The 24,079-nt window shown below is 61.7% G+C and carries 28 protein-coding genes; 20 read left to right on the top strand and 8 right to left on the bottom strand.

Annotated features, from left to right (window positions below; translation table 11 throughout):
• Positions 1–85: 85 nt before the first annotated feature.
• Complete coding sequence (locus QWB57_RS05290) at positions 86–946, top strand: ABC transporter ATP-binding protein (RefSeq protein ID WP_223626136.1); 861 nt, start codon at positions 86–88, stop codon at positions 944–946.
• Positions 943–2,730 (top strand): putative ABC exporter domain-containing protein, encoded by a 1,788-nt coding sequence (locus QWB57_RS05295; protein WP_288968635.1) that lies wholly within the window; start codon positions 943–945, stop codon positions 2,728–2,730. Before QWB57_RS05290 ends, QWB57_RS05295 begins: the two co-directional genes overlap by 4 nt.
• A 44-nt stretch (positions 2,731–2,774) precedes the next feature.
• Here QWB57_RS05295 and QWB57_RS05300 read toward each other — a convergent pair whose 3' ends face one another.
• Complete coding sequence (locus QWB57_RS05300; RefSeq protein WP_288968637.1) at positions 2,775–3,980, bottom strand: serine hydrolase domain-containing protein; 1,206 nt, start codon at positions 3,978–3,980, stop codon at positions 2,775–2,777.
• A gap of 149 nt (positions 3,981–4,129) precedes the next feature.
• Here QWB57_RS05300 and QWB57_RS05305 point away from each other — a divergent pair, with 149 nt between their 5' ends.
• Positions 4,130–4,321: a hypothetical protein gene (locus tag QWB57_RS05305; RefSeq protein WP_223626142.1), complete on the top strand. Its 192-nt coding sequence runs from the start codon at positions 4,130–4,132 to the stop codon at positions 4,319–4,321.
• Positions 4,322–4,391: 70 nt separating this feature from the next.
• Positions 4,392–4,733, top strand: coding sequence for a PDZ domain-containing protein (locus QWB57_RS05310; protein ID WP_288968639.1), 342 nt, complete (start codon positions 4,392–4,394; stop codon positions 4,731–4,733).
• A 41-nt stretch (positions 4,734–4,774) separates the two neighbouring features.
• On the opposite strand, the gene QWB57_RS05315 is transcribed toward QWB57_RS05310, so the two are convergent.
• Complete coding sequence (locus QWB57_RS05315) at positions 4,775–5,548, bottom strand: LytTR family DNA-binding domain-containing protein (RefSeq protein WP_288968640.1); 774 nt, start codon at positions 5,546–5,548, stop codon at positions 4,775–4,777.
• The gene (locus QWB57_RS05320; RefSeq protein WP_223626148.1) at positions 5,541–6,788 is read right to left on the bottom strand and encodes a histidine kinase; all 1,248 of its coding nucleotides are present in this window, start codon (positions 6,786–6,788) and stop codon (positions 5,541–5,543) included. The genes QWB57_RS05315 and QWB57_RS05320 overlap by 8 nt, the downstream gene beginning before the upstream one ends.
• Before the next feature lie 206 nt (positions 6,789–6,994).
• Between QWB57_RS05320 and QWB57_RS05325 the strand changes: the two genes are divergently transcribed.
• Positions 6,995–7,390 (top strand): VOC family protein, encoded by a 396-nt coding sequence (locus QWB57_RS05325; RefSeq protein WP_223626150.1) that lies wholly within the window; start codon positions 6,995–6,997, stop codon positions 7,388–7,390.
• Positions 7,391–7,448: 58 nt separating this feature from the next.
• On the opposite strand, the gene QWB57_RS05330 is transcribed toward QWB57_RS05325, so the two are convergent.
• From QWB57_RS05330 to QWB57_RS05340, 3 genes are all read right to left on the bottom strand, one after another.
• Positions 7,449–8,000 (bottom strand): DUF3016 domain-containing protein, encoded by a 552-nt coding sequence (locus QWB57_RS05330; RefSeq protein ID WP_223626152.1) that lies wholly within the window; start codon positions 7,998–8,000, stop codon positions 7,449–7,451.
• 72 nt (positions 8,001–8,072) lie between these two features.
• Positions 8,073–8,345 carry a DUF3297 family protein gene (locus QWB57_RS05335; RefSeq protein ID WP_223626154.1) on the bottom strand — a complete coding sequence of 91 codons (273 nt, stop codon included), beginning with the start codon at positions 8,343–8,345 and terminating at the stop codon, positions 8,073–8,075.
• Between the two features lie 45 nt (positions 8,346–8,390).
• Positions 8,391–8,717 (bottom strand): hypothetical protein, encoded by a 327-nt coding sequence (locus QWB57_RS05340; RefSeq protein ID WP_288968641.1) that lies wholly within the window; start codon positions 8,715–8,717, stop codon positions 8,391–8,393.
• Between the two features lie 143 nt (positions 8,718–8,860).
• Between QWB57_RS05340 and QWB57_RS05345 the strand changes: the two genes are divergently transcribed.
• The 4 genes from QWB57_RS05345 to QWB57_RS05360 all read left to right on the top strand — a co-directional run bounded on the left by QWB57_RS05345 (position 8,861) and on the right by QWB57_RS05360 (position 11,694).
• Positions 8,861–9,427: a sigma-70 family RNA polymerase sigma factor gene (locus tag QWB57_RS05345; protein ID WP_288968643.1), complete on the top strand. Its 567-nt coding sequence runs from the start codon at positions 8,861–8,863 to the stop codon at positions 9,425–9,427.
• Positions 9,424–9,867 carry a hypothetical protein gene (locus QWB57_RS05350; protein ID WP_288968645.1) on the top strand — a complete coding sequence of 148 codons (444 nt, stop codon included), beginning with the start codon at positions 9,424–9,426 and terminating at the stop codon, positions 9,865–9,867. Before QWB57_RS05345 ends, QWB57_RS05350 begins: the two co-directional genes overlap by 4 nt.
• A gap of 79 nt (positions 9,868–9,946) precedes the next feature.
• Complete coding sequence (locus QWB57_RS05355) at positions 9,947–10,999, top strand: class I SAM-dependent methyltransferase (protein ID WP_223626160.1); 1,053 nt, start codon at positions 9,947–9,949, stop codon at positions 10,997–10,999.
• On the top strand, positions 10,996–11,694 hold the full coding sequence (locus QWB57_RS05360) for a 16S rRNA pseudouridine(516) synthase (protein WP_288968648.1): 699 nt from the start codon (positions 10,996–10,998) through the stop codon (positions 11,692–11,694). The genes QWB57_RS05355 and QWB57_RS05360 overlap by 4 nt, the downstream gene beginning before the upstream one ends.
• On the opposite strand, the gene QWB57_RS05365 is transcribed toward QWB57_RS05360, so the two are convergent.
• Together QWB57_RS05365 and QWB57_RS05370 are read right to left on the bottom strand one after the other, a co-directional pair.
• Positions 11,683–12,240: a DUF1415 domain-containing protein gene (locus tag QWB57_RS05365; RefSeq protein WP_223626164.1), complete on the bottom strand. Its 558-nt coding sequence runs from the start codon at positions 12,238–12,240 to the stop codon at positions 11,683–11,685. The two genes, QWB57_RS05360 and QWB57_RS05365, sit on opposite strands and share 12 nt — an antisense overlap.
• Before the next feature lie 2 nt (positions 12,241–12,242).
• A complete protein-coding gene (locus QWB57_RS05370; RefSeq protein ID WP_223626166.1) occupies positions 12,243–12,725 on the bottom strand; it encodes a YajQ family cyclic di-GMP-binding protein in 483 nt (160 codons plus the stop codon).
• Positions 12,726–12,774: 49 nt separating this feature from the next.
• Between QWB57_RS05370 and QWB57_RS05375 the strand changes: the two genes are divergently transcribed.
• The 11 genes from QWB57_RS05375 (at position 12,775) to atpD (ending at position 24,078) form a co-directional block, all read left to right on the top strand.
• The gene (locus tag QWB57_RS05375) at positions 12,775–13,668 is read left to right on the top strand and encodes a DMT family transporter (protein WP_223626168.1); all 894 of its coding nucleotides are present in this window, start codon (positions 12,775–12,777) and stop codon (positions 13,666–13,668) included.
• Positions 13,669–13,774: 106 nt separating this feature from the next.
• A complete protein-coding gene (gene aceF / locus QWB57_RS05380) occupies positions 13,775–15,229 on the top strand; it encodes a dihydrolipoyllysine-residue acetyltransferase (RefSeq protein WP_223626170.1) in 1,455 nt (484 codons plus the stop codon).
• A gap of 11 nt (positions 15,230–15,240) precedes the next feature.
• Positions 15,241–17,019 carry a dihydrolipoyl dehydrogenase gene (lpdA, locus tag QWB57_RS05385; RefSeq protein WP_223626172.1) on the top strand — a complete coding sequence of 593 codons (1,779 nt, stop codon included), beginning with the start codon at positions 15,241–15,243 and terminating at the stop codon, positions 17,017–17,019.
• Positions 17,020–17,266: 247 nt separating this feature from the next.
• Positions 17,267–17,662 (top strand): hypothetical protein, encoded by a 396-nt coding sequence (locus QWB57_RS05390; protein ID WP_223626175.1) that lies wholly within the window; start codon positions 17,267–17,269, stop codon positions 17,660–17,662.
• A gap of 11 nt (positions 17,663–17,673) precedes the next feature.
• The gene (atpB, locus tag QWB57_RS05395) at positions 17,674–18,513 is read left to right on the top strand and encodes a F0F1 ATP synthase subunit A (protein WP_223627698.1); all 840 of its coding nucleotides are present in this window, start codon (positions 17,674–17,676) and stop codon (positions 18,511–18,513) included.
• A 98-nt stretch (positions 18,514–18,611) separates the two neighbouring features.
• Positions 18,612–18,890, top strand: coding sequence for a F0F1 ATP synthase subunit C (gene atpE / locus QWB57_RS05400; RefSeq protein ID WP_223626177.1), 279 nt, complete (start codon positions 18,612–18,614; stop codon positions 18,888–18,890).
• A 129-nt stretch (positions 18,891–19,019) separates the two neighbouring features.
• Positions 19,020–19,490 carry a F0F1 ATP synthase subunit B gene (locus tag QWB57_RS05405; protein WP_223626179.1) on the top strand — a complete coding sequence of 157 codons (471 nt, stop codon included), beginning with the start codon at positions 19,020–19,022 and terminating at the stop codon, positions 19,488–19,490.
• Positions 19,491–19,500: 10 nt separating this feature from the next.
• Positions 19,501–20,028 (top strand): F0F1 ATP synthase subunit delta, encoded by a 528-nt coding sequence (locus tag QWB57_RS05410; protein ID WP_223626181.1) that lies wholly within the window; start codon positions 19,501–19,503, stop codon positions 20,026–20,028.
• A 64-nt stretch (positions 20,029–20,092) separates the two neighbouring features.
• Complete coding sequence (gene atpA / locus QWB57_RS05415; RefSeq protein WP_223626183.1) at positions 20,093–21,643, top strand: F0F1 ATP synthase subunit alpha; 1,551 nt, start codon at positions 20,093–20,095, stop codon at positions 21,641–21,643.
• Between the two features lie 72 nt (positions 21,644–21,715).
• A complete protein-coding gene (gene atpG / locus QWB57_RS05420) occupies positions 21,716–22,579 on the top strand; it encodes a F0F1 ATP synthase subunit gamma (protein ID WP_223626185.1) in 864 nt (287 codons plus the stop codon).
• Positions 22,580–22,671: 92 nt separating this feature from the next.
• Positions 22,672–24,078 (top strand): F0F1 ATP synthase subunit beta, encoded by a 1,407-nt coding sequence (gene atpD / locus QWB57_RS05425; protein ID WP_223626187.1) that lies wholly within the window; start codon positions 22,672–22,674, stop codon positions 24,076–24,078.
• The last annotated feature ends 1 nt before the right edge of the window (position 24,079 follow it).

A 24,079-nucleotide genomic window follows, 5' to 3' on the forward strand; every position in this document is an offset into this window, starting at 1 on the left:
ATGTGGCAATTGTAACGAACCGGGGTAACGGGGTTAACGGTAACGGGGTCAGGTTCACATACCTTCGACTTGTCCGGTTGCAGGCATGATCTGGCCGGGCGATGCCCTGCCCTCACCCCAGGCCGCGTCAGAAGTGAACCTGACACCATTTGGTGCGCGCTACACTCGCCGCCATCCCACCGGCAGCGCGGCACACATGATTGAAGTTCAGGGCTTGGGCAAGTGTTACGGCGACTTCACCGCAGTGGAGGCGGTGTCCTTCCAGGTGGCCGCCGGCCAAATCATGGGTTTGGTGGGCCCCAATGGCGCTGGCAAAACCACCACGCTGCGGTGTTTGGCCGGGATTATCCCTGCCACCACCGGGCATGCGCGCATCGGCGGGGTGGACATTGCTGCCGACCCGGTGGCAGCCAAACGCCAGTTGGCTTTCATTCCCGATGAACCACGCTTGTTCGAGCACCTCACGGTAGAGCAGCACCTGAATTTTGTCGCACGTCTGTATGGCGTGGCCGATTGGCAGCAACGGGCGCAACCGCTATTGTCTGAATTGGAAATGGACGACAAGCGTCGCCTGTTGCCGTCCGAATTGTCACGCGGGATGAAGCAGAAACTGGCGATTGCCTGTGGCTTGCTGCACGCGCCACGGGCGGTGATTCTGGATGAGCCACTGACCGGACTGGATCCATACGGCATTCGGCGCATGAAAAACAGCATGCGACGACTGTCGAGTGAAGGCGTGGCGATCATCCTCAGCTCGCATTTGCTGGACCTGGTGGAAGAGGTGTGCACCCATTTGCTGATTTTGAAAGACGGGCACAAGCTGGCCGATGGGTCGGTGGCGGAGGTGCGTGCCCGCTACATGGCGGATGGCGAAACCCGTCTGGAGGATGTGTTTTTCCGCGCCACCGGCGAGTCCGAGTCGCCGTCAGAGGATGCGCGCGCATGAGTACGCTGGCAGCGTCCAACCGCTTTACCGCGGTCGCCGGGGCGTTTTTCTATCTGCAAATCACTTCGCTGTACAACAACCTGCGGCGTCGCTTGCTGCGCCTGCGGCAACCCAAATATCTGCTGGGTGCGCTGGCCGGTGCGGCGTACATGTATGCCTTCGTGTTTCGGCACTTGCTGCGTAGCGATACCGCCCGGACCACTTCGCTGCAGGCGATGCCGTCTGCGTTATTGAGCGATTTGCCGGTGTTGGCGGCTTTGGTGTTGCTGTTGATCGTGTGGCTGGATTGGCTGTTTGCCGGCGAGGGGGTGGAGCTTGGGTTTTCCGAAACCGAAATCGCCTTTTTGTTTCCCGCACCGCTAACCCGCACGGCATTGATTCAATACAGCTTGCTGCGCTCGCAATTGGCGATCTTTTTTTCCTCATTCTTGTTGGGTCTCCTGTTGCGACGTGGCGCGGCGTTCGGCGGGCATCCACTGCAATACGCCACCGGCTTGTGGCTGTTGCTGTCGATGGGGCGGCTGCATTTGCTGGCGGCTGCGTTTACGCGCGAGCGGCTGGCACAACGCGGTCTGGGCATTTGGCCGCGACGTGCGCTGGTGCTGTTGGTGGGCGTGGTGCTGGCGGCCGTGTGCTTGTGGCCGGTACACGCCGAGTTGGCGCTGCCACCGATGGATACGTGGAAGGATGCTGCGGTGTTGCATGCGTGGTTTGTACACATCGTGACCAGTACCCCGCTGGTCTGGTTGTTACTGCCATTGCAGTGGGCGGTGGCGCCGTTATTCGCTGCCGATACCGCCAGTTTTCTGCATGCCTTGCTCCCGGCGCTGGGCCTGTTGGGGCTGCATTACTGGTGGGCGGTGCGGGTGCAGGTGAGCTTCGAGGAAGCCACGATTGCGCATGCGCGCCGGCAGGCACTGCGGCAGTCCGCCCGCCGCGAAGGGCGTCTGCGTGAGCGCGCGCCCAGCAAGCCGCGCAGTGCGCCCTTTGTACTGGCCGCCAATGGTGTTCCTGCGCTTGCCTTCCTGTGGAAAGGGTTGCTGGCGTTGGGGCCGATGTATCGCTTGCGCAGTTGGTTGCTGGCCTGTGTGCTGGCCTTCATCGGGGTGCAGTGGGTCGCAGCGCAGCCATGGGCGAAGCCGGCGTTGTTGGCGATCGGGGCAGGATTTTTGATGCTCGGTGGCTGGGGGTTGTTGTTCGGGCCGATGTTCATGCAACGCAGCGTGCAGCGCTTGCTGGGGTATCTGGACATCCTCAAGTCCACCCCATTGGGCGGGCGGCAGATTGCCTTGGGAGAATTGGCAACCCCGGTTGCGTTGATGAGCTTCCTGCTCTGGTTATTGCTGTGGATCACCGCACTGTGCTTCGTGATGGCCGGCGGGCGGGGCGTGTTTACGCCGATGGTGATCACGATGACGGCAGTGGGGGTTGCGCTGCTGGTGCCGCCACTGAGTGCGTTGATGTTGTGCCTGCCGTTTGCTGGCACATTGTATTTTCCGGCATGGATCGCACCGGCAAAAGGCGGTGGCCGTGGGGTGGAGGTGATGGGCCAGCGCATGATTTTCATGGCCGTCTATTGGCTGACGTTGTTGCTTGCCCTGCTGCCGGCAACGCTGCTGGCCGGGGTGATGTTTTTGCTGGTGAACTGGCTACTTGGGCTGCTGCTGGCCACGCTACTGGCGGCAGTGGCCGCCTGTGCGGTCTTGCTGTTGGAACTGCACGCGGTGCTGGGCGTGTTGGGCCGCCGCATTGATGACTTCGATGTGTCGCAGGAGCTGCGCTAATCGTGCGGTAGCGCTGCGGCGTGCTGTGCCGGGCGCGGGATCAGTTACCAGCCGGCGGCACCTTGTTCTTCGGTGGCGCTGAAGTTGGAATGGGTGCCGCTGGAATCATTGGCCGCGCCGGTCGAAAAATACGCCACGCCGGTGCCGGCGGCACGGTCGATCCACAGCCCTGAGAGCAGGCCGTAGGCATTGCCGCTGTGGCCGATGCGCGGGCGGCCATCGCCAAACAAATCATCGCGGCACTGCTTGCCATCACCCCGTGCCAAATACTGCACGGCCAGCCCGTAGGCGCAGAAGAATCCGCCGCGATTGGGCTCGTCCTCTTCACCAATCACGCCATTGTTGCCGTTGTATTGCCATACCGGCGTCGCCAGCAAGGCGACCGACGTCGGCTGCAAAATACGCACACCATCCAGCTCGCCATCGTTGAGCAACATGCGACCAATACGGGCCAGATCGCGAGCGGAAATACGCAAGCCGCCTTGCGGCGAGAACAAGGTGCCGTTCTCGCCTGGCCGCCAACGCGATAAATCGCAACTGCCGTCGCGCGCGGCAATCACAGCACAGGCAGGAGCCTTGCCATGCAAATCGTCTTTCTGTGGCGCGCTTTTTTCATCGTACAAAACCACCGCACGGGCGAGCGCAGCTTGGCTGCAACCTGACCAATTGAAACATGCGTCCAGCTGCATCGGGAACAACACCAGTCGGCGCATCAAGCGGTCGAAGCGCTCGCCACTGGCGCGCTCCATGGTTTGTGCCACCAGTGGGAAGTTGAGGTTGGTGTATCGAAAGAATGTGCCGGGTGGGTGCTGGCTGTCCCATGCCTCGGGCTGGATGGTGAGAATGCGGATGTCGTCACCCAGCGGCACATTCCAGTAGCCGGCGCGGTCGGTCAGGCTGGAGGTGTGCGAAAGCAACATGCGCAAGGTGATGGGCACCTGTGGGAATGCCGGGTTGCGCAGCGAAAAACCGAGCAAGCCAGAAACATCTGCGTCCAGATTCAATTGGCCCGCTTCCACCAGACGCATCGCACCGATCGTGGTGACCAGCTTGCTGATCGAGGCAATCCGCGCCGGGTCATCGGCGCTCAAAGCGCGCTGGGCACCGATGTCAGCCAGACCTTCTGTATGCACGCTGGTTTCGCCATGACGATCGAAGCTGACACGCACCCGTGCCACCGGGTCACCCGCATGTGCGCAGCCGACAGCCAGCAGCAGGGCAAGGGTGGCAAATCGTATGAGCAAGGACATCGCAGTAATTCCAGACAGTGCGCCAGCGGGCGCAATCAGTGCAGGGTAGCTGAACCGTGGCTATCCAGATCAAGGGGCATGACTTCCTGCCCATGTGCGCTGGGTGATAGGTGTACTACTATACCAACACACCAAGACAGGAGAGATTCATGTTCACCTTCAAAGCTCCACGCAATCCCAACCGCCCCGACCGCCGCCAAGTGCCGCGTCATCTGGAAGATCGTGGTTTCGAGCCGCATGCACGTGAGCGCGAATTCGGTATCGGGTATGGCCGTAGCAGTGGTTATGCCCGCGTGCGCAGCTATGTCAGCACGCAGCCGATGTTGTTCCGCTGCCGTTGAGCCGACGCGTTTGATCTATTCTTTTCGCACTCGCGGTTCACTCTTGACCTACCCCTATGGAAGCTCGTCCATGAAGACCCCGGCTCTTGCGGCATGCCTCTTGACCCTGCTTATCCTGCCACTCGCCAGCCAAGCGGGAAACTGCAAGCTGGATATCAATCCTGTCACCAGTGGATTTTTCCTCAACCCCACCTTGGACAGGCTGATGGTGCAATCCATGACATCGGTGAAGCCTGGATTTGACTGCAAGTTGCAGAAGGGTGATGAGATCGTGCAGATCAACACCCAGCTGGTGAAGGGGCAGAAGGCAAGGGTGGTGCAGGCCTATTGGAAGGGGTTAAAGCAAGATGCACCCGTCACATTCAAAGTGATGCGTGGTGGCAAGCCAATGACATTGATGCTGGAAGACTAACAAGCCGCTGCCCTGCAGCCGTCCTCAAGCACGGCACGCGCTCACATATGTTTGAACAAGGTCATGAACGGCTGACTGACGAGCAGCGTTTCCGGACGCTGCTTCAGCCGTACCGTGCCGCGCCCGCTATCGTCGCGGGTAATGCCGGCAATGGCTTTCAGATTGACAATCGTGGCGCGGTGGATCTGCTTGAAGGTGTTGCTATCCAGCCGTGGCAGCAACTCGCGCAACGAGCTGCGCAGCAGCGCCTCGCCTTCGGCGGTCATCACCGTGGTGTATTTCTGGTCGGCGCGGAAATACAGCACGTCATCGATTAGGATCAAGCGGGTTTCACGGCCGGCGCTGGCGGTGAGCCAGGTCAGCGGCTGCACCGCGCTGGCGGGTTGTGGCAGCGCGCCCAGTTTTTCCAGCAGGGCGGCCATCTGGGCCGCATCCGGCACGGCGTCGCGGGCTTGCAAGCGGGCCACGGTGGCATCCAGCCGTTCGGGTTTTACGGGTTTGAGCAGGTAATCCATCGCGCCACGTTCGAAGGCATCGATGGCGTATTGGTTGTAGGCGGTGACAAACACAATCTGCGTGCGCGGGCTGGCATCGGCGGCGGCGGCGGCGACCTCAAGCCCGGTCAGGCCGGGCATGCGGATATCGAGGAAGGCGACACTGGGTTGATGTTCGGCCAAGGCCTCCACCGCGCTGGCACCGTCTTCGCATTCTGCAACGATGCGCAGCGCCGGCCATGCGCGTGCCAATTCAGTCACCAGCGCTTGCCGCAACAGGGTTTCGTCTTCGGCGACGATGCAGGTGGGGGCATCAGACATTGGGCGTGACTCCGCTGGCGGGCACCGTGAGGGTTGCAGCCACGCCGCTGGGGAAGTTGGCGATCACCGACAGATTGGCCGCGCCGGCATAGCGCAAGCGCAGGCGTTCCCGCACGTTTTTCAGGCCGATGCCGGTCCCGCTGGTCTTGCTGTTGAAGCCTTCGCCATCGTCGGCCACCGTCACCGCCACTAGGCCGTCATCGCGGTGGGCGCGAATCCAAATCGTGCCGCCACCGGTGCGGGGTTCCAGTCCGTGCTTGATCGCGTTTTCAACCAGGGTCTGCAACATCATCGCCGGCAGCGGTGTGGCGCGCAGTGCTTCGGGGACTGCAACCTGTACGGCAAGGCGGTCACCCATGCGGATCTTCAGGATTTCAAGATAAGCCAGCGCCCGTTCCAATTCCGCACCCACGCTGGACATCTCGTCCTCGGCACTGGGCAGCGAGCGCCGCAAGTACTGGATCAAATGCCCCAGCATCGCCTCGGCGCGAGCGGGGTCGCTGCGCGTCAGCAGTTGCGCGCTGGCCAGCGTGTTGTACAGGAAATGCGGCTCCACCTGTGCATGCAGCAAATGCAGCTTGGCCTCGGTCAATTCCTTTTCAGTGGCCGTTTGCGCCACGCTGGCTTGTTCACTGCGCCGGCGCTCGCCAATACGGCGGGTGATCGCACGTGCAATGGCTTCGGCATTTTCGAAATTGATACCGTCATCGACCAAAAACCAATCGCTCCACGCCGGACTTTCGGGTTCGCAAATGAGCGTCACCCGGCCGCTGTCACCGGCGGGGGTGACAGTGGCCTGCAACAGGTTGTGCGAGGGAGCGAACCACAGCAACGGGTTCCAACGCCGCAGTGGCGGCTCGCCATACAAATGCGGCCGCGCCACCTTGGCTTTCACCTGCAAACTGTCCCGCGCGCTGCGCACAGCGTCCACCCCGGGTAGCTCGCGGATCGCGGCATCCACCAGGTCAAATGCTTCGCCGGCTTCCAGTGGAATTTCGATCAAGCGTTTCTGGCGGTTGTCCAAGGTCTCGTTGTCGATGCGTCCGGCAATCATGCGCACCCGGTGCAGGTGCGAAAACGCACCGGCAATCACCAGCCCCAACGTGCCGAATGCAAACAGCAGTATCGGTGCGGAGAAGTCGCCAATCAGTGGCAAGCTGGAGTACAGCGCCACCACCAACATCACCGCCATGCCCCAGGTGGTGGCAAGCCGCAGAATGAAAAACAGACGTTTGAACATGAGTGTTGGCAGGGTTGTCAGGTTGCGGGTGAGGATAGGGACGAGCGTTCGCTTGTGAAGTGTGGCTGCGATGAAACGCCGCCAGCTGCCGATGGATGGGACCTGGATCGGCTTGAATGTGTGTCAGAGTTTGCGCTGCTGCTGCCCCGCATTGTTCCGATGATGCAAGCTTGGCAGTGAAACCACCACAACGCATGAGGCGAACCATGTCCCGAAATCTCTATGTCACCCTGCCGGTGAAAGATGTGCAACGGAGTGTCCACTTCTTTGCCGCACTCGGCTTTGCATTCAATCCGAAATTCGCCAGTGACAATGGCGCGGCACTGATCATCAACGACACTACAACCGTCATGCTGGCAAGTGAAGCCTTCTTTTCCACGCTGACCAAAGTGCCGATCACGGATGCCCGCCAAGCCACGGAGGCGCTGTTCTCGCTCTCCCTGGATAGCCGTGCGGACGTGGATGATCTGATCCGCAAGGCCGTGGCTGCGGGTGCGGAAGAGGGGCACGATCCAGAGGACTACGGCTTCATGTACCAGCGCGCCTTTATTGATCTGGATGGTCACCAGTGGGGCGTGTTCCAGATGAACGCGGAAGAGTGACTGGCGCAAACAACAAAGCCACCCGCAGGTGGCTTTGTGCAAGCACTATCGGGTCAACTCAACGTGCGGCGGTGCGGTTGAAGTCGCGGCGCAGCCAGCTGTCGATCATGCGTTTCTCGTAGCGCAGCGGGTCGCTGTCGTTGATCATGCCGGAATTGACCATGAACGCCATGTCGGTGAGTTTGCGCTCGCCTTCCGCCACTACCGCGCCGCTGGCATCGGTTTCGCGGTATTTCACCGTCATCCGCGGCGGGTAGATGTCGCGGATCATGCGGATATTCTGGCGATCCAGCCCATGCCAAGGTTCATAGCGGCCGGCGCGCTGGATATCGACGATGGTCAATTCCAGTTTGTTGCCGGGTGCCAGTTGCTTGTCGGCTTGCTTGCGCATGTATTTGGCGAGCTGAATCAGCCAGTCACCCTGCGCCGATTCAAAGCGGTTGCCGCTGGCTTTGAGCTCGGTGAAGGTGGCCGGGTCGGCCCACGCCACGCTGACCGGGCCGTTGTCGGGCAGGGCACGCGGCGCATCCTTGGACAGCAGGGTGTTGCCAGCAACGGCGCTTCCGGCCATCGCCAACGTCAATCCAAGTGCGAGCAATTTGGTATTCATGTGCACTCTCCGTTGGGGGGATAAGGCCAGTGTGCCGCGTTGCACGGGCAGTGGCGAGGACCCCCGCAAAGGTCAGTCAGCCGGCGTTGCGTCTTGCGTTTCACTGTCCTGGAACCAGGCTTCCACCGTGCCACGCAGCTTCAAGGTCATCGGCATGCCACGGCGATCCAGTGAGCGCCCCGCCTGCACGCGAATCCAGCCTTCGCTGATGCAGTACTCCTCGACATTGGTGCGTTCGCTGCCGTTGAAACGGATGCCCACGCCGCGCTCCAGCAACGCGGCATCGTGAAATTTGCTGCGCGCGTCATTGGACAGGCGATCGGGCGGGGTATTGGTATTGGACATGGCCATGCTGCCGGCGTTCGGGGCCGACAGCATACAAGGTGCCGCTCAGCGCAGCTTGCGCGACACCGCGAAGAAGACCAGATTGCCCAGCCCCAGCGCGCCCACCAGCACCGCGATCACGCCGGGGGTGATTTCCTGCCAGCCGCGCAGGTCCACGATACCAAACCCCAGTGCCAGCGCCACCAAGGTGATGCCCCAGCGCAGCGATGCCAAGCGACGAGCGGTTTCATCGCCTTCCAGAATGCCGCGCACCAACGCCGGATCCCCGTTGCTGGCGACCAGTTGCTTGCGCACGCGGGCATCCACAACGGCTTTGATCGCATAGGTGATGCAGAGGAACAAGGTGATTGGAATGAGTAATACGAAATCCATGGCGGTCTCCTGTGAGGGGGCGGCGGCCGCAGTGGCCGTTCGCTGCAAGAGATACGGCTGGGCCGCAGTCGGTTGCAGTGATGTGCGAAAATTTTTTTGAAACCAATTGCAACCAAACCCGCCTTCGGCGTATCCAGTGTGGGATGGAAGACGATCGTGCCCTCGTCGAAGCCGTCCTCGCCCGCCGCCCCGGTGCGTTCGAGCAATTGGTGCGCGACTACCAAGGGCTGTGTTGGCACGTGATCCAACGCATGGTGCAGCACCCGGAAGACACCCGCGAGCTGTGCCAGGACGCTTTCCTGCGCGTGCATCGCTACTTGCACCAGTACCGCTTCGATAGCCCACTGAAATCGTGGATCGGGCAGGTGGCCTATGCGGTGGCCAAGCGCCATCTGGAGCGCAAGCGGATCCTGCTGGCCGAACCGGTCGGCGATGACGATGGGCTGTCTTTGCTCGACAACATCGGCGATGGATTCGATCTTGTCGCCACCTTCGCCGGTGCCGAAGCCGAGCGCGAACTGCATGCCGCGATCGAGCGCCTGCCGCCGCTGCAGCGCACACTCTTGACCCTGTATCACCTGGAAGAACTGCCGATCAGCGAGATTGCCCTGATCACAAGCCTGGCCGAAGGGACAATCAAGAGCCATCTGTTTCGCAGCCGCAATCAATTGCGCAAATTACTGGTTGAACCCATGGGAGTTGCCGCATGAACATCCACGACCACACGCCAGCCCACTCGCACGGCCGCAACGTGGACGGTATCGATGCACAGCGCTGGCAAGCACAGGAAGCCGCACGCCGGGGCGATCCCGCCGCCGATGCCGGCGACCTGCGCATCGCCAGTGCCTTGCGCCATGCACCGCCAGTGGACTTGCCTGTCGATTTTGCGGTGCAGATGGCGGGGCTGGCACACGCCCAGCAGCAAGCCTCCAGCGTGCTGGAACAACGCTTGCTGCGTGGACTGGTGCTGGTGTTTGCGCTGTCGGCAGCGGCGGTGGTGGCTTGGTATGGCCGTGGCTGGGTAGCCGGCCTGAGCGTTGCATTACCCGGTGGTGGTGACGCACTGGGCTGGTGCGCGGCGGCGGCGCTATGCCTGTTGTGCAATTGGGCGCTGGGTGGGCTGCGGCGGCGCGGGTTGCCGGTGGGCTGATTGCGCAGAGGGGTTCCTTCCGTGTGCGTGGAAGGCAGCAGAAGACGCGGTACGCGCGCACCTGCCGTAAACTTCGGGCATGTCATCTCCGCACGATTCCGTCCTGGACGCTCTTCTGTACCCGTTTGCAGAAGGCCTGCTGCACTGGCCGCAAGCCGCGCCGGTGTTGTTCCTGCGTGGCCGTGAAGGTGCGGCGCTGCATGGGTTGCCCCACGCGGCACTGGTGGCCACCCAGTCGTTCAAACCGGAAGCCGCACGGCTGGAGCGCATCGGCATCACACTGCTCGATGAAGAGGCATTGCCTGCACACCACTACCCGCTGGTGTTGGTATTGCCGCCGCGTCAGCGCGAGGAAGCGCGCGCGTTGTTGGCGAAGGCGTGCCGGGCGGTTGCCGCCGATGGCGTGGTGGTGGCCGCAGTCAGTAATGACGAGGGCGCGAAGTCACGCGAGGCCGATCTCAAGCACTTGGCAGGCAATGTCAGCACACTCAGCAAGTATCACTGCCGGGTGTTCTGGACGCGCCCGCAGGCCGCTTGGGAGGCCGCGCACATCGCGCAATGGGCGCAGGCCGATGCACCGCGTCGCCAGCCGTGCGCAGAGCTGCCGGCAGGCGCGTTCCACACGCGGCCGGGGGTGTTCGCTTGGGATCGCGTGGATGCCGCGTCGCGCATGCTGGCCAACGTGCTGCCGGCCACGCTGCGCGGCCGGGTGGCCGATTTGGGGGCGGGCTGGGGGTATCTGTCGATGCAGGTGTTGGCGCGCTGCCCGCACATCACCGCGTTGGATGTGTATGAAGCCGATGCCCGTGCGCTGGCCTTGGCGCAGCGCAACCTGGCCGATGCCCGCGTGCCGGTGCATTGCCATTGGCAGGATGTCGAACGCGGCGTGAGCGAGCGTTTCGATGCCATCGTCTGCAATCCACCTTTTCATGCCTTGGGGCGCGGTGATCGTCCCGACATCGGCCGTGCATTCATCGCTGCGGCCAGCGCAGCGCTCAAATCCGGTGGCCGCTTGTGGCTGGTCGCCAACCGCCATCTTCCCTACGAGGATGCGCTGGGCAGCGGCTTTGCGCAGGTGCGCAGCGTGGCGCAAGACGGCGGGTTCAAGATCATCGAAGCGGTGAAGGCATGAAGCTGGTCAAGCACCTTGCCAACCTCGGTTATGGCAGCCGCAAGGACGTGCAGTGGCTGTTTCGCGAAGGCCGCATCACCGACGCCGATGGCGACGTGCTGTACACCGATGATCCGGTCGATCACGCCAGCATTCGCATTGACGGCGAAGTGCTGGATCCGCCGTGCGGCATGTTGTTGATGCTCAATAAACCCACCGGCGTCACCTGTTCGACCAAGGATGCGGGGCGGGTGGTGTTCGATTTGTTTCCACCACGCTACCGCCAGCGTAGCCCGGCGCTGTCCACGGTGGGACGGCTGGATCGCGACACCTCGGGTCTGTTGTTGTTGACCGATGACGGGCAGCTGCTGCACCGGATCATTGCGCCCAAATCCAAATTGTCGAAGGTCTATCTGGCCACGCTGGCGCAAGACTTGCGCGGCGATGAAGCCGCGTTGTTCGCCAGCGGCACGTTGCTGCTCGAAGGCGAAAGAACACCGCTGCTGCCGGCGGCGCTTGACGTGCTGGATGCCCGCACTGCCCGGCTGGCCTTGCACGAAGGCCGCTACCATCAGGTGCGGCGGATGTTCGCGGCGGTGGGCAATCACGTGGTGGCGTTGCATCGCGAACGAGTGGGTGGATTGACGCTAGGCGCGTTAGCGCAGGGCGAGTGGCGGATGTTGGGCGATGCGGAGCGCGCCGCGCTATTTGTTTAGCAAGGCGGCAAACCCTTCCGCACCCAATGCCTGCATCGTCTTGATATTGCGCTCGATAATGCTATCCGGTTCCGGGTAGGCCGCTACCGCACGTGCCACGCTGTCTTCGCGCAGCAGATGCAAACACGGGTAGGGCGCACGATTGGTCAGGTTTTCGGCATCGTCGGGCGCGGTGCCGGCGAACTGATAGTCGGGATGAAAACTTGCCACTTGCAGCACGCCTTCAAGCTGCAAGGCTTCGACCAAGGCATCGGCAGTGTCGAGAAAATCGTTGTAATCCAGAAAATCGCCCAGCACCTGCGGATGCACCAATAGCGTAGTGTCGGTTTGCGTGGCTGGGGTGTCGCGCAGCAGGACGAGTTCTTCGCCCAATTGCTCCAGCAAGGCGGATGCCGTGCTGGCATCGCTGATCACGATGCGCACCTGCTCTTTGGCGTACACCGCTTTGGCAAATGGGCATAGATTCAGCCCGATCACCGCCCGCTCCAGCCAGCGGCGGATGTCTGCTTCGACCTGTGCGTCTGTCGGTGTGGCGGCGATGTGCATGCTCAATCGCGGAAGTTGTCGAACTGCAACGGCAGCTCAAATTCCTGCCCTCGCAGCAGCGCCATCGCCGCCTGCAAGTCGTCGCGCTTCTTGCCGGTCACGCGTAGCTTGTCGCCATTGATTTGCGAATCGACTTTCAGTTTGGCGTCCTTGAGCGCGGCCTGGATTTTCTTCGCCAATTCGCGTTCGATGCCTTGCTTCACGGTGATCTTCTGGCGTGCGCCGGCAAGGTTGGTGTCAATGTCGCCAAACTCCAGGCAACGCACGTCGATTTTTCGCGCAATCAAGCGTGCACGCAGGATGTCGGTCATCTGCTGCAATTGGAAATCACTGGGCGCGGACTGGGTGATGACGTTGTCCTCGCGCAGGAATTTGGCATCCACGCCTTTGAAGTCAAAGCGCGTGGTCAGCTCGCGGCTGGCTTGATCCACCGCATTGGTGAGCTCGTGGGTATCTACTTCAGAAATGATGTCAAAGGAAGGCATGGCATTGGACAGGGGTGACGAAACCGGAAGGGTACCGCATGCTGACGGCATGACCGAGCCCAACCATGCACCCCATTCCCGCGCCGTTTGGCTGATGCTGGCGGCGGTGGGCCTGTTTGCGTTGATGGATGCCGGCTTGAAATTGCTGTCGGCGCATTACCTGCCGTTCCAAGTGGCGACATTGCGCGGGGTGGCCTCGCTGCCGTTGGTGCTGGTGTGGGCGTTGTTCACGCAGGGATGGCGGCCGCTGCTGCGGGTGCGTTGGCCCTTGCATCTGCTGCGCGGGGTGCTGGGCGTGGGCATGATGGCCAGCTTTGTGTATGCGCTGAAGCGGCTGCCGCTGTCCACGGCGTATTCCATCTTTTTTGTCGCGCCGCTGCTGATCGCCGCGCTGTCAGTGCCGTTTTTGGGTGAAAAAGTCGGCCCGCGCCGCTGGGCGGCGATTGCCGTGGGCCTGCTGGGCGTGTTGGTGGTGCTGCGGCCGACCGGCGCCGGGATGATGTCCTTGGCCGGGTTGGCGGTGTTGTTGGCGGCGGTGGGGTATGCGGTGTCGGCGATCACCGTGCGGGTGCTGGCGCGCACGGATTCCAATCAGGCTATGGTGGTCTGGCTCTTGGCCTTGATGGCGCTGGGGGCGGGCAGTTTGGCGTGGCCCGGCTGGCAGCCATTGCAGGCCGAGCATACATGGATCGTGGCCGGCATTGGCGTGGTGGGCACGCTGGGCCAATACGCCATTACCGAGGCCTTCCGCCATGGTGAGGCCTCGCTGATTGCGCCGCTGGAATATTCCGCACTGGTCTGGGGCGTGGCGCTGGATCTGGCGCTGTGGGGTGTATTGCCGGATGGCGTGACGTGGCTGGGGGCCGCCATCATCATTGGCAGCGGCCTGTATTTGCTGCATCGCGAAAAGGGCAAGCCGCATCTGGAAGCCGAGCACCCCTGATTAATACAGGGTAAAAACAAGCTTATACTTCAAGATGGATGCCGGGTTGGCAAAAAATTTCCTCGACACACAAAATATCCGGGTAAAATAAAACAATCGCAACACGATGATTTGTTCCTGTCATCTGGATGTGGCAACGTGGCGGCTTCACCCTAGAACACCGGAGCCGGCCATGGCCGAATTGAAGGAAGCCCGCGTCCCCGATATCGGCGGACACGGCGATGTCCCCGTCATCGAATTGCTGGTCAAGCCCGGCGATACCGTCGGCAAAGATCAGGGCTTGGTGACGTTGGAATCGGACAAGGCGACCATGGAGGTGCCATCCCCCTTTGCTGGCGTGATCAAGGAGCTCAAGGTCAAGCTGGGCGATAATGTGTCCGAGGGTGGCTTGGTGGCGATCATCGAGGTGGCTGCAGATGCCGCAGATGCCGCAGCGCCGGCAGCGGCCCCCGCTGCAGTTGCAGCGCCCGTCCCAGCGCCATCGAAGCCCGCGGTGGCTGCCGCACCGGCGCCGGTGGCGGTTGTGGAAAGTGGCGCGCCAGTGCCCGCACGTGCGCCCGTCGCTGAACCCGGCCAGCCGGGCATTCCGCCGATGCGCTTTGAGGCCGACGCCGTGTTGCCGGCCAAGGTGCCGTATGCCAGCCCAGCCGTGCGCTTGTATGCGCGCGAGCTGGGTGTGGATTTATTGCAGGTCAGTGGGCGTGGCCGAAATGGCCGCATCAGCCGAGAAGATGTCCAGCACCATGTGAAAGCGGTGATGTCCGGTGCGCTGCAGGACCTTGCCCCGGCAGTGCCGGTGGCAGCGGGTGGTGGGCTCAGCTTGCTGCCGTGGCCAAAGGTTGATTTCGCCAAATTTGGCGCAATTGAAAGCAAGCCGCTGTCACGGATCCAGAAAATTTCCGGCGCCAATCTTGCGCGCAATTGGGCAATGATCCCGCACGTCACCCAGTTCGACGAGGCCGATATCACCGCACTGGAAGAGCTGCGCGTGAGCTTCAACAACGAAAATGCAAAAGCGATTGCGGCAGGCAAGGGCAGCAAGCTGACCATGCTGGCTTTCCTGATTAAGGCGTGCGTGGCGGTGTTGCAGAAATACCCCACCTTCAATGCCTCGCTGGATGGCGACAATCTCGTGCTCAAACAGTATTTCCACATCGGGTTTGCGGCGGACACGCCGAATGGCTTGGTGGTGCCGGTGCTGCGCGATGCCGATCAAAAAGGCGTGGCGCAGATCGCCAGGGAAATGGGCGAGCTGGCGGCGCTGGCACGCGATGGCAAGCTCAAGCCCGAGCAAATGCAGGGGGGCTGTTTCACGATCAGCTCACTGGGCGGCATCGGTGGCACCAAGTTCACTCCGATCATCAATGCGCCGGAAGTGGCCATCTTGGGGGTATCGAAGTCTGAAATTAAGCCGGTGTGGGATGGCAAGGCGTTCCAGCCCAAGCTTATGCTGCCGTTGTCGCTGAGCTACGACCATCGCGTGATCGACGGCGCTGCCGCCGCACGCTTCACCAGCTACCTGGGACAACTGCTGGCCGACTTGCGTCGGGCCATGCTGTAAGGAGAAGGTGCATGGCAGACATTGAAAGCAAAGTGCCCGATATCGGCAGTCACGGTGGCGTACCGGTGATCGAGTTGTTGGTCGCAGTCGGCGATACGGTGAAGAAAGACCAGGGCTTGGTGACGTTGGAATCGGACAAGGCCACCATGGAAGTGCCGGCGGTAGCCGATGGCGTGATCAAGGCGCTGAAGGTGAAGCTGGGCGATAGCGTGTCGGAAGGTGCGGTGATTGCGGTGATTGAGCGTGCGGCGAGCGAAGTTGCACCGCAGGCAGCAGCGTCCGCGCCGGTATCGGCCAAGGCAGCGGCGTCAGTACCGGCTGCTGCGCAGGCAACGTCCGCTCCGCAAGCCGCCACCGCCTCCGGCCGCAAAGCCGATATCGAATGCGCGATGGTGGTGATTGGCGCCGGCCCGGGCGGCTATACCGCCGCGTTCCGTAGCGCCGATCTGGGGCTGGATACCGTGCTCATCGAACGCTATGCCAACTTGGGTGGCGTCTGCCTCAACGTGGGGTGCATTCCCTCGAAAGCCTTGCTGCATGCCGCCGATGTGATCGAGCAGGCCAGTCATGCCAGCGATTACGGCGTGGACTTTGGCAAGCCCAAGCTCAACATCGACAAGCTACGCAGCTACAAGGACAGCGTGGTGGGCCAGCTGACCAAGGGCCTGGCCGGCATGGCCAAGCAGCGCAAAGTGCGGATGGTGCAGGGCACGGCCAGGTTCGTGTCGGCCAATGAGCTGGAAGTCACCACTGCCGATGGTGCAACCCAATTGCTGCGTTTCGAGCAATGCATCATTGCCGCCGGCAGCCAGCCGGTGAAACTGCCGGCGTTCCCGTGGGACGACCCGCGCATCATGGATTCCACCGACGCACTGAATCTGGCCGAGGTGCCCAAGAAGCTGCTGGTGGTGGGCGGCGGCATTATTGGTTTGGAAATGGCCACGGTCTATCGTGCGCTGGGCAGCGACGTCACCGTGGTCGAATTCATGTCGCAGTTGATGCCGGGCGCGGATGCCGACTTGGTCAAACCGCTGGCCGAGCGCTTGAAAAAGCAGGGCGTGGCGGTGCATCTGAAGACCAAAGTGGTGGATGCCAAGGCGCAGAAAAACGGCATCAGTTGCAATTTCGAAGGTGAGTCCATTCCCGCCGGCAAGCTGTTCGATCGCGTACTGGTATCGGTGGGGCGCAGCGCCAACGGCGGCAAACTCGACGCCGACAAGGCCGGTGTCGCGGTGGGCGAGCGCGGGCTCATTCCCGTGGATGCGCAGATGCGCACCAATGTGCCGCATATCTTCGCCATTGGTGATTTGGTTGGCCAGCCGATGCTGGCGCACAAAGCCACCCACGAGGGCAAATTGGCGGCAGAAGTGGCCGCCGGCGAGAAGAAAGAATGGGTGGCGCGGGTCATCCCCAGCGTGGCCTACACCGACCCGGAAATTGCATGGGTGGGTGTGACGGAAACCGAGGCCAAGACCAAGGGCTTGAAGGTGGGCGTAGGCAAGTTCCCGTGGGCGGCCTCGGGTCGCGCGATTGGGCTGTCGCGTACCGAAGGTTTCACCAAACTGATTTTCGATGAGGACAGCCATCGCGTGATTGGTGGCGGCATTGTCGGCGTGCATGCCGGTGAGCTGATTTCCGAAGTCGCGTTGGCGATCGAAATGGGCTGCGAAGGCCACGATATCGGCCACACCATCCATCCGCACCCCACGCTGGGTGAATCGGTGGGAATGGCGGCCGAGGTCTATGACGGCAGCATCACCGACTTGTATATCCCGAAGAAACGCGGTTGATGCAAAGCGAAGCCCCGGCCGGGGATGGGCCGGGGCTTCGGGGGCACCCGCTGGGAATCGGACGAGGAAGGAGCGGGCGCGAGGGGTAAGACCGACGGTCACGGATGGAGTTCCAACAAATTTTGGCAGCTTATGGCGGTTGCCGTGGGCAAAGCGCGGCTGCTATAATTCGGGGGCTTCGCGGGGTGGTTTTTTGTAATGCTCCTGTGAATAGCGCTAAACTTTTGTTTTTGCTTGGAATGTTCGCGTGCAGAACTCCACCGGCGCGGGCTGGCGGATGGCGCTGCGGGTGGTGGCGGTTCAAGCCATTGCCGTGCTGGCGGCCTCCGTGGTCTGCTTGATCAATAGCCCCAGTGCTGCTTTGGCGGCACTGGCCGGTGGCGGGGCGCTGACACTGGGTAGCCTGGTGGCTGCCTGGGGGGCATTTGCAGGTGGCGTGGCAGGTGCTGGGACAGCGCTGGGGCGCTTGTTGCTGGGGATGCTCGCAAAGTGGTTGGTGGTCATCGTGGGTTTGTATCTGACGATGGCGGTGTGGCGGTTGCCGGCGGTGCCGGCGCTGGCCGGGGCAGCAATCGCTGCGGCGGCCATGGTGGTTTCGATGAGATTCGTGGCACAGCGCAGTACGACGAGGATGAACGCGTGATCTTGGAAGCAATGGGGTTGGCACCCGAAGGTGGCGAAGGTGGCGATGGCCTGACCGGCTATATCGTTCACCATTTGACCCACAACACCAAGCAGTTTGCGTTCGGCACGGTGCATATGGACTCGTGGATCGTAGCGCTGGCGCTGGGTCTGCTGTCCTGCCTGTGGCTGTGGTACTACGCCCGCAAGGCGACCTCGGGCGTGCCCGGCAAGGGGCAGGCCTTTGTCGAGCTGGTGGTCGAGTTTGTCGATTCGCAAGTCAAGGACACCTTCCATGGCGACCGCCGCTTCATCGCGCCGCTGGCGCTGACCATCTTCGTGTGGGTGGTGTTCATGAACACCATGGACTTGTTGCCGCTGGATATCCCCAGTGCCGCCGTGCAGGCCGTGGCGGGCACGGAAGTGATGCATCACACCTATCTGCGTTGGGTGCCCACTGCTGACGTCAACACCACGTTTGCGATGTCGATCACCGTGTTCTTGCTGATCATTTATTACTCGATCAAGGCCAAGGGCGGTTGGGGCTTCACCAAAGAGCTGTTTACCGCCCCATTCCACGCCGAGGGCACGGTCGCCAAAATCGTGCTGGCCATCCCCAACTTGTTCCTGAACCTGGTCGAATACCTGTCCAAGCCGGTCAGCTTGGGGATGCGACTGTTCGGCAATATGTACGCTGGCGAGCTGGTGTTCATGCTGATTGCAGGCCTGTTTGCCTCGTGGGTCACCTTTATCCCGGGCGTCATTTTCAACTCGGTGTGGGCGATCTTCCACATCCTGATCATCCTGTTGCAGGCCTTCATCTTCATGGTACTCACCGTTGTCTATCTGGCGATGGCGCATGAGCATCATTGATTGACCGCCTCGCTGATTAACGCACCACCGTTTTCGCTACACACATTTCATCGCGTCATCCTTTCTTTTCACCACAAGCAAGAAACCGGAGATTCACCATGGAAGCACTCGCCAACGTTCAGGCCTTCACCGCCGTTGCTATCGGCATCATCGTCGGCCTGGGTGCGCTCGGCGCCGCCCTTGGCATTGGCATCATGGGCAGCAAGTTCCTTGAAGCCGCTGCGCGTCAGCCAGAATTGGTGCCGATGCTGCAGGGCCGCATGTTCCTGCTGGCCGGCCTGATCGACGCTGCGTTCCTGATCGGCGTGGGCGTGGCCATGATGTTCGCGTTCGCCAACCCGCTGCTGGCCGCCGTCAAGGCCGCTGCTGGCGCCTGATCGCGCTGCACCAACACTGTTGGCGGCCAAAGGCTGCCGGCAGTGGCAACAAGGCGCCGCGGCATGTCGCCGTGGCGCAGCCTTTGAAAAGTCCACGCGAATGGGCTTGTTCAATCCGCAGGTCATGACATGAATCCGAATATCACCCTGCTGGGCCAGATGATCAGCTTTGCGTTTCTCATCTGGTTCACCGTCAAGTTCATTTGGCCGCCGCTGATGCAGGCGATCGAAGAGCGTCAGCAGAAAATCGCCGAAGGGTTGGCGGCTGCCGACAATGCGCAGAAAAATCTGGCGCAAGCGCAAGACAAGGTTGCCGAAGAACTCAAGGCTGCGCGTGGCAAGGCCAACGAGATCATCGAGCAGGCCCATCAGCGTGCAAACCAGTTGATCGACGCCGCCAAGGCCGACGCGATTGCCGAAGGCAGCCGCCAGAAAGCACTGGCCGAGGCCGAGATCGAGGCTGCCGCCAACCGCGCCAAGGAAGACCTGCGCAAGCAAGTGTCTGCACTGGCCGTGTCTGGTGCCGAAAAACTGCTGATGCGCGAAATCGACGCCAACGCCCACAAGGCGCTGATCGACGATCTGGCTGCGCAGCTGTAAGGGCCGACCCATGAGCCAGGCCCTGACCCTTGCCCGTCCCTACGCTCGCGCCGCGTTTGCCATTGCGCGCGAGGCGGGCGCACTGCCTGCATGGTCAAGCGCGTTGGCGTTTGCCGCGCGTGTTGCCGCCGACCCGCAGATCGCAGGTTTACTGGGTAATCCCAAGCTGACGCGCGCGGACACTGTGACTTTGCTGGCACCGGAGGGTGCAAGTGAGGTGTTTGGCGATTTCCTCGCCCTGCTGTTCGACAATCGTCGACTGCCGCTGCTGCCTGAAATTGCAGGCTTGTTTGATGAGCTGCGGTTCGAGGCGGAACGTACCGTGAAGGCATTGGTCACCTCGGCGGTCGTACTGCCGGCGGCCGAGCTGGAGACGATCAAGAGCGCACTCAAGCGCCGTTTCGGGCGCGAAGTTGAAGTCGAAACTGCCGTGGATGCCAGCTTGATTGGTGGTGCGGTGATCGACGCTGGCGACATCGTCATCGATGGTTCGCTGAAGGGCAAGCTGGGCCGCCTGCAAGCGGCGCTGGCGCACTAAATTTCGTTAGCAAATTTTTTTATTGAATGTGGTTCGCGGCGACGCGAACACCAAGGAAACCAAGATGGCCACCACCACGCTCAACCCGTCCGAAATCAGCGAACTGATCAAGACCCGCATCGAGAAGGTCAAGCTCGCCGCCGAAGCGCGTAACGAAGGCACCGTGACCTCGGTGTCCGACGGCATCGTGCGCATCCACGGCTTGGCCGATGTGATGCAGGGCGAAATGATCGAGCTACCCAACAGCACTTTCGCGCTGGCGCTGAACCTGGAGCGCGACTCGGTGGGCGCGGTGGTATTGGGTGATTACGAACACCTGCGTGAAGGCGATGTAGCCAAAACTACCGGCCAGATCCTCTCGGTGCCGACCGGCCCGGAGCTGCTGGGTCGCGTGGTCAATGCGTTGGGTGAAGCCATCGATGGCAAGGGCCCGATTGATGCCAAGACCTCGGCCCCGGTGGAATGCATCGCACCCGGCGTGATCTGGCGCAAATCGGTCAGCCAGCCGGTGCAGACCGGCTACAAGTCGGTGGACAGCATGATCCCGATCGGCCGTGGCCAGCGCGAGCTGATCATCGGTGACCGTCAGACCGGCAAGACCGCGATGGCGATCGACGCGATCATCAACCAGAAAAATTCTGGCATCAAGTGCATTTACGTGGCGATTGGTCAGAAGAATTCGACGATTGCCAACATCGTACGCAAGTTGGAGCAGTACGGTGCAATGGCCTACACCACGGTGGTGGCGGCCTCGGCGTCGGAATCGGCGGCAATGCAGTACATCAGCGCCTACTCTGGCTGCACCATGGGTGAGTACTTCCGTGACCGTGGCGAAGACGCGCTGATCATCTACGACGATCTGTCCAAGCAAGCCGTGGCCTACCGTCAAATCTCGCTGCTGCTGCGTCGCCCACCGGGCCGCGAAGCGTATCCGGGCGATGTGTTCTACCTGCATAGCCGTCTGCTGGAACGCGCCGCGCGCGTGTCCGAAGACTACGTCGAGAAGTTCACCAACGGCGAAGTCAAGGGCAAGACCGGTTCGTTGACCGCGCTGCCGATCATCGAAACCCAGGCCGGCGACGTGTCCGCATTCGTGCCGACCAACGTGATCTCGATCACCGACGGCCAGATCTTTCTGGAAACCGATCTGTTCAACGCTGGTATCCGCCCGGCCGTCAACGCCGGTATCTCGGTGTCGCGCGTGGGTGGTGCAGCGCAGACCAAGATCATGAAGAAGCTGTCCGGCGGCATTCGTATCGCGCTGGCGCAATACCGTGAGCTGGCCGCGTTCGCGCAGTTCGCCTCCGACCTCGACGATGCCACCCGCAAGCAGTTGGAGCGTGGCCAGCGCGTGACCGAGCTGATGAAGCAGAAGCAGTACGCGCCGATGTCGGTGGCCGAACAGGCACTGTCGATCTATGCGGTGGACAAGGGCTATATGGATGATGTGCCGGTGGCCAAGATCGGCGCGTTTGAAGATGCCCTGCACGCACACTTCGCCAACACTGCGTCTGAATTGATGCAGAACGTGGCCACCAGTGGCGACTGGAACGACGACATCGAAGCCGCTTACAAGAAGGGCATCGAAGAGTTCGTGGCAACGGGTACCTGGTAACTGGTAGGAGCGCCCCAAGGGCGCGACTCAGATCGCGGCCACAGGCCGCTCCTACACGAAGCGAGATTGAGCATGGCCGGCGGCAGAGAAATCAAAACCAAGATCAAGAGCGTGCAAAACACCCGCAAGGTGACGCGCGCGCTGGAAATGGTCTCGGCTTCCAAAATCCGCAAGGCACAAGAGCGGATGAAGCAGTCGCGTCCGTATGCGCGGGCGATGAAGCAGTTGATCGGGCATTTGGCGCAGGCCAATTCCGAATACCGGCACCCGTACTTGATCGAGCGTGGCCAGATCAAGCGCGTCGGTTACATCATCGTGTCGTCGGATCGCGGCCTGGCCGGCGGTCTCAACAACAACATGTTCCGCAAGTTGTTAGTGGAGTTCCGCCAGTGGCAAGAAAAGGGCGTGGACATCGATGTGGTGACCATCGGCCAGAAGGCGTCGGTGTTCTTCCGGCGGATCAAAGTGGACATGCTGGCGTCGGTGACCCATCTAGGCGATACCCCGAAGGTCGAGCAGCTGGTGGGTGTGATCAAGGTGATGCTGGATGCCTACACCGCCGGTACGGTGGATAAGGTGTTCTTGTCGTACAACGACTTCATCAACACCATGACCCAAAAGGCCACCTTCGACCAATTGTTGCCGTTGCCGGCTGCCGAGACGCAAGTGGCCAAGCACGATTGGGATTACCTGTACGAGCCCGATGCGGAAACCGTGCTGGATCATGTGCTGACCCGCTACGTTGAATCCTTGGTGTATCAGGCGGTGATGGAAAACGTCGCCTCTGAACATGCTGCGCGCATGGTGGCGATGAAGGCTGCAAGCGATAACGCAACCAAGATGATCGATACCTTGAATCTGGTCTATAACAAGGCCCGTCAAGCGGCGATCACGCAAGAAATTTCGGAAATCGTCGGCGGCGCTGCGGCGGTGTAACAGCTTCTGTAGGAGCGGCCCCTGGCCGCGACCTGCGAATCGCGCGCACGGCGCGCTCCTACAATAGATATCGAGATTCAGAGGAAATAACCATGAGCAACCAGGGCAAAGTCGTACAGATCATCGGCGCGGTCGTTGACGTCGAGTTCCCGCGCGAGAGCGTGCCGAAGGTGTATGACGCGCTGAAGGTGCAAAACACCAGCATCACGCTGGAAGTGCAGCAACAGCTGGGCGATGGCGTGGTGCGCTGCATTGCGCTGGGCTCCACCGATGGCTTGAAGCGCAACCTGCTGGCCGACAACACCGGCCGTGCGATTTCGGTGCCGGTGGGTATCGGCACGCTGGGCCGCATCATGGACGTGCTGGGCAACCCGATTGACGAGGCCGGCCCGGTCGCCGCAGACACCACATGGGAAATCCATCGCGCAGCGCCTTCGTATGAAGACCAGGCATCGACCACCGAGCTGCTGGAAACCGGCATCAAGGTGATCGACCTGATGTGCCCGTTCGCCAAGGGCGGCAAGGTTGGCCTGTTCGGCGGCGCCGGCGTGGGCAAGACCGTGAACATGATGGAGTTGATCAACAATATCGCGACCGAGCATAGCGGTCTGTCGGTGTTTGCCGGTGTGGGTGAACGTACCCGCGAAGGCAACGACTTCTATCACGAAATGCAGGAATCGGGCGTCGTCAACGTGCAGGAGCACGCCAAGTCCAAGGTGGCGATGGTGTACGGCCAGATGAACGAGCCGCCGGGCAACCGCCTGCGCGTCGCGCTGACCGGCCTGACCATGGCCGAATACTTCCGCGACGAAGGCCGCGACGTGCTGCTGTTCGTGGACAACATCTACCGCTACACCCTGGCCGGTACCGAAGTGTCGGCGCTGCTGGGCCGCATGCCGTCGGCGGTGGGCTACCAGCCCACGCTGGCCGAGGAAATGGGCGTGCTGCAGGAGCGCATCACCTCGACCAAGACCGGTTCGATCACCTCGATCCAGGCCGTGTACGTGCCCGCGGACGACCTGACCGACCCGTCGCCGGCGACCACCTTCGCCCACCTCGACGCCACCGTCGTGCTGTCGCGCAACATCGCCTCGCTGGGCATCTACCCGGCGGTCGATCCGCTGGACTCGACCTCGCGCCAGCTGGACCCGAACGTGATCGGCAACGAGCACTACGACACCGCCCGCCGCGTGCAGTCCACCTTGCAGAAGTACAAGGAACTGAAGGACATCATCGCGATCCTCGGCATGGACGAGCTGTCGGAAGAAGACAAGCAAGCGGTGGCGCGTGCACGCAAGATCGAGCGCTTCTTCAGCCAGCCGTTCACCGTGGCCGAAGTGTTCACCGGCTCGAAGGGCAAGTACGTGCCGCTGAAGGAGACCATCCGCGGCTTCAAGGGCATTGTGGACGGCGACTACGACCACCTGCCGGAACAGGCGTTCTACATGGTGGGTTCGATCGACGAGGCTGTCGAAAAAGCCAAGAAGCTGGCGGCGTAAG

Source organism: uncultured Thermomonas sp., from assembly GCF_937872235.1.
GTDB classification, from domain to species: Bacteria; Pseudomonadota; Gammaproteobacteria; order Xanthomonadales; family Xanthomonadaceae; genus Thermomonas; species Thermomonas beijingensis.

What these genes read in the sequence shown, in the direction of transcription:
- QWB57_RS05305 (WP_223626142.1), top strand. Translation starts at nt 4,130, where the DNA reads ATGTTCACCTTCAAAGCTCCACGCAATCCCAACCGCCCCGACCGCCGC.
- atpG (WP_223626185.1), top strand. Translation starts at nt 21,716, where the DNA reads ATGGCCGGCGGCAGAGAAATCAAAACCAAGATCAAGAGCGTGCAAAAC.
- QWB57_RS05330 (WP_223626152.1), bottom strand. Translation starts at nt 8,000, where the DNA reads ATGAATACCAAATTGCTCGCACTTGGATTGACGTTGGCGATGGCCGGA.
- QWB57_RS05350 (WP_288968645.1), top strand. Translation starts at nt 9,424, where the DNA reads ATGAACATCCACGACCACACGCCAGCCCACTCGCACGGCCGCAACGTG.
- atpB (WP_223627698.1), top strand. Translation starts at nt 17,674, where the DNA reads ATGGGGTTGGCACCCGAAGGTGGCGAAGGTGGCGATGGCCTGACCGGC.
- QWB57_RS05320 (WP_223626148.1), bottom strand. Translation starts at nt 6,788, where the DNA reads ATGTTCAAACGTCTGTTTTTCATTCTGCGGCTTGCCACCACCTGGGGC.
- QWB57_RS05410 (WP_223626181.1), top strand. Translation starts at nt 19,501, where the DNA reads ATGAGCCAGGCCCTGACCCTTGCCCGTCCCTACGCTCGCGCCGCGTTT.
- QWB57_RS05365 (WP_223626164.1), bottom strand. Translation starts at nt 12,240, where the DNA reads ATGCACATCGCCGCCACACCGACAGACGCACAGGTCGAAGCAGACATC.
- QWB57_RS05315 (WP_288968640.1), bottom strand. Translation starts at nt 5,548, where the DNA reads ATGTCTGATGCCCCCACCTGCATCGTCGCCGAAGACGAAACCCTGTTG.
- atpE (WP_223626177.1), top strand. Translation starts at nt 18,612, where the DNA reads ATGGAAGCACTCGCCAACGTTCAGGCCTTCACCGCCGTTGCTATCGGC.
- QWB57_RS05405 (WP_223626179.1), top strand. Translation starts at nt 19,020, where the DNA reads ATGAATCCGAATATCACCCTGCTGGGCCAGATGATCAGCTTTGCGTTT.
- QWB57_RS05355 (WP_223626160.1), top strand. Translation starts at nt 9,947, where the DNA reads ATGTCATCTCCGCACGATTCCGTCCTGGACGCTCTTCTGTACCCGTTT.
- QWB57_RS05370 (WP_223626166.1), bottom strand. Translation starts at nt 12,725, where the DNA reads ATGCCTTCCTTTGACATCATTTCTGAAGTAGATACCCACGAGCTCACC.
- lpdA (WP_223626172.1), top strand. Translation starts at nt 15,241, where the DNA reads ATGGCAGACATTGAAAGCAAAGTGCCCGATATCGGCAGTCACGGTGGC.
- atpD (WP_223626187.1), top strand. Translation starts at nt 22,672, where the DNA reads ATGAGCAACCAGGGCAAAGTCGTACAGATCATCGGCGCGGTCGTTGAC.
- QWB57_RS05375 (WP_223626168.1), top strand. Translation starts at nt 12,775, where the DNA reads ATGACCGAGCCCAACCATGCACCCCATTCCCGCGCCGTTTGGCTGATG.
- aceF (WP_223626170.1), top strand. Translation starts at nt 13,775, where the DNA reads ATGATTTGTTCCTGTCATCTGGATGTGGCAACGTGGCGGCTTCACCCT.
- atpA (WP_223626183.1), top strand. Translation starts at nt 20,093, where the DNA reads ATGGCCACCACCACGCTCAACCCGTCCGAAATCAGCGAACTGATCAAG.
- QWB57_RS05300 (WP_288968637.1), bottom strand. Translation starts at nt 3,980, where the DNA reads ATGTCCTTGCTCATACGATTTGCCACCCTTGCCCTGCTGCTGGCTGTC.
- QWB57_RS05360 (WP_288968648.1), top strand. Translation starts at nt 10,996, where the DNA reads ATGAAGCTGGTCAAGCACCTTGCCAACCTCGGTTATGGCAGCCGCAAG.
- QWB57_RS05295 (WP_288968635.1), top strand. Translation starts at nt 943, where the DNA reads ATGAGTACGCTGGCAGCGTCCAACCGCTTTACCGCGGTCGCCGGGGCG.
- QWB57_RS05345 (WP_288968643.1), top strand. Translation starts at nt 8,861, where the DNA reads ATGGAAGACGATCGTGCCCTCGTCGAAGCCGTCCTCGCCCGCCGCCCC.
- QWB57_RS05290 (WP_223626136.1), top strand. Translation starts at nt 86, where the DNA reads ATGATCTGGCCGGGCGATGCCCTGCCCTCACCCCAGGCCGCGTCAGAA.
- QWB57_RS05310 (WP_288968639.1), top strand. Translation starts at nt 4,392, where the DNA reads ATGAAGACCCCGGCTCTTGCGGCATGCCTCTTGACCCTGCTTATCCTG.
- QWB57_RS05340 (WP_288968641.1), bottom strand. Translation starts at nt 8,717, where the DNA reads ATGGATTTCGTATTACTCATTCCAATCACCTTGTTCCTCTGCATCACC.
- QWB57_RS05335 (WP_223626154.1), bottom strand. Translation starts at nt 8,345, where the DNA reads ATGTCCAATACCAATACCCCGCCCGATCGCCTGTCCAATGACGCGCGC.
- QWB57_RS05325 (WP_223626150.1), top strand. Translation starts at nt 6,995, where the DNA reads ATGTCCCGAAATCTCTATGTCACCCTGCCGGTGAAAGATGTGCAACGG.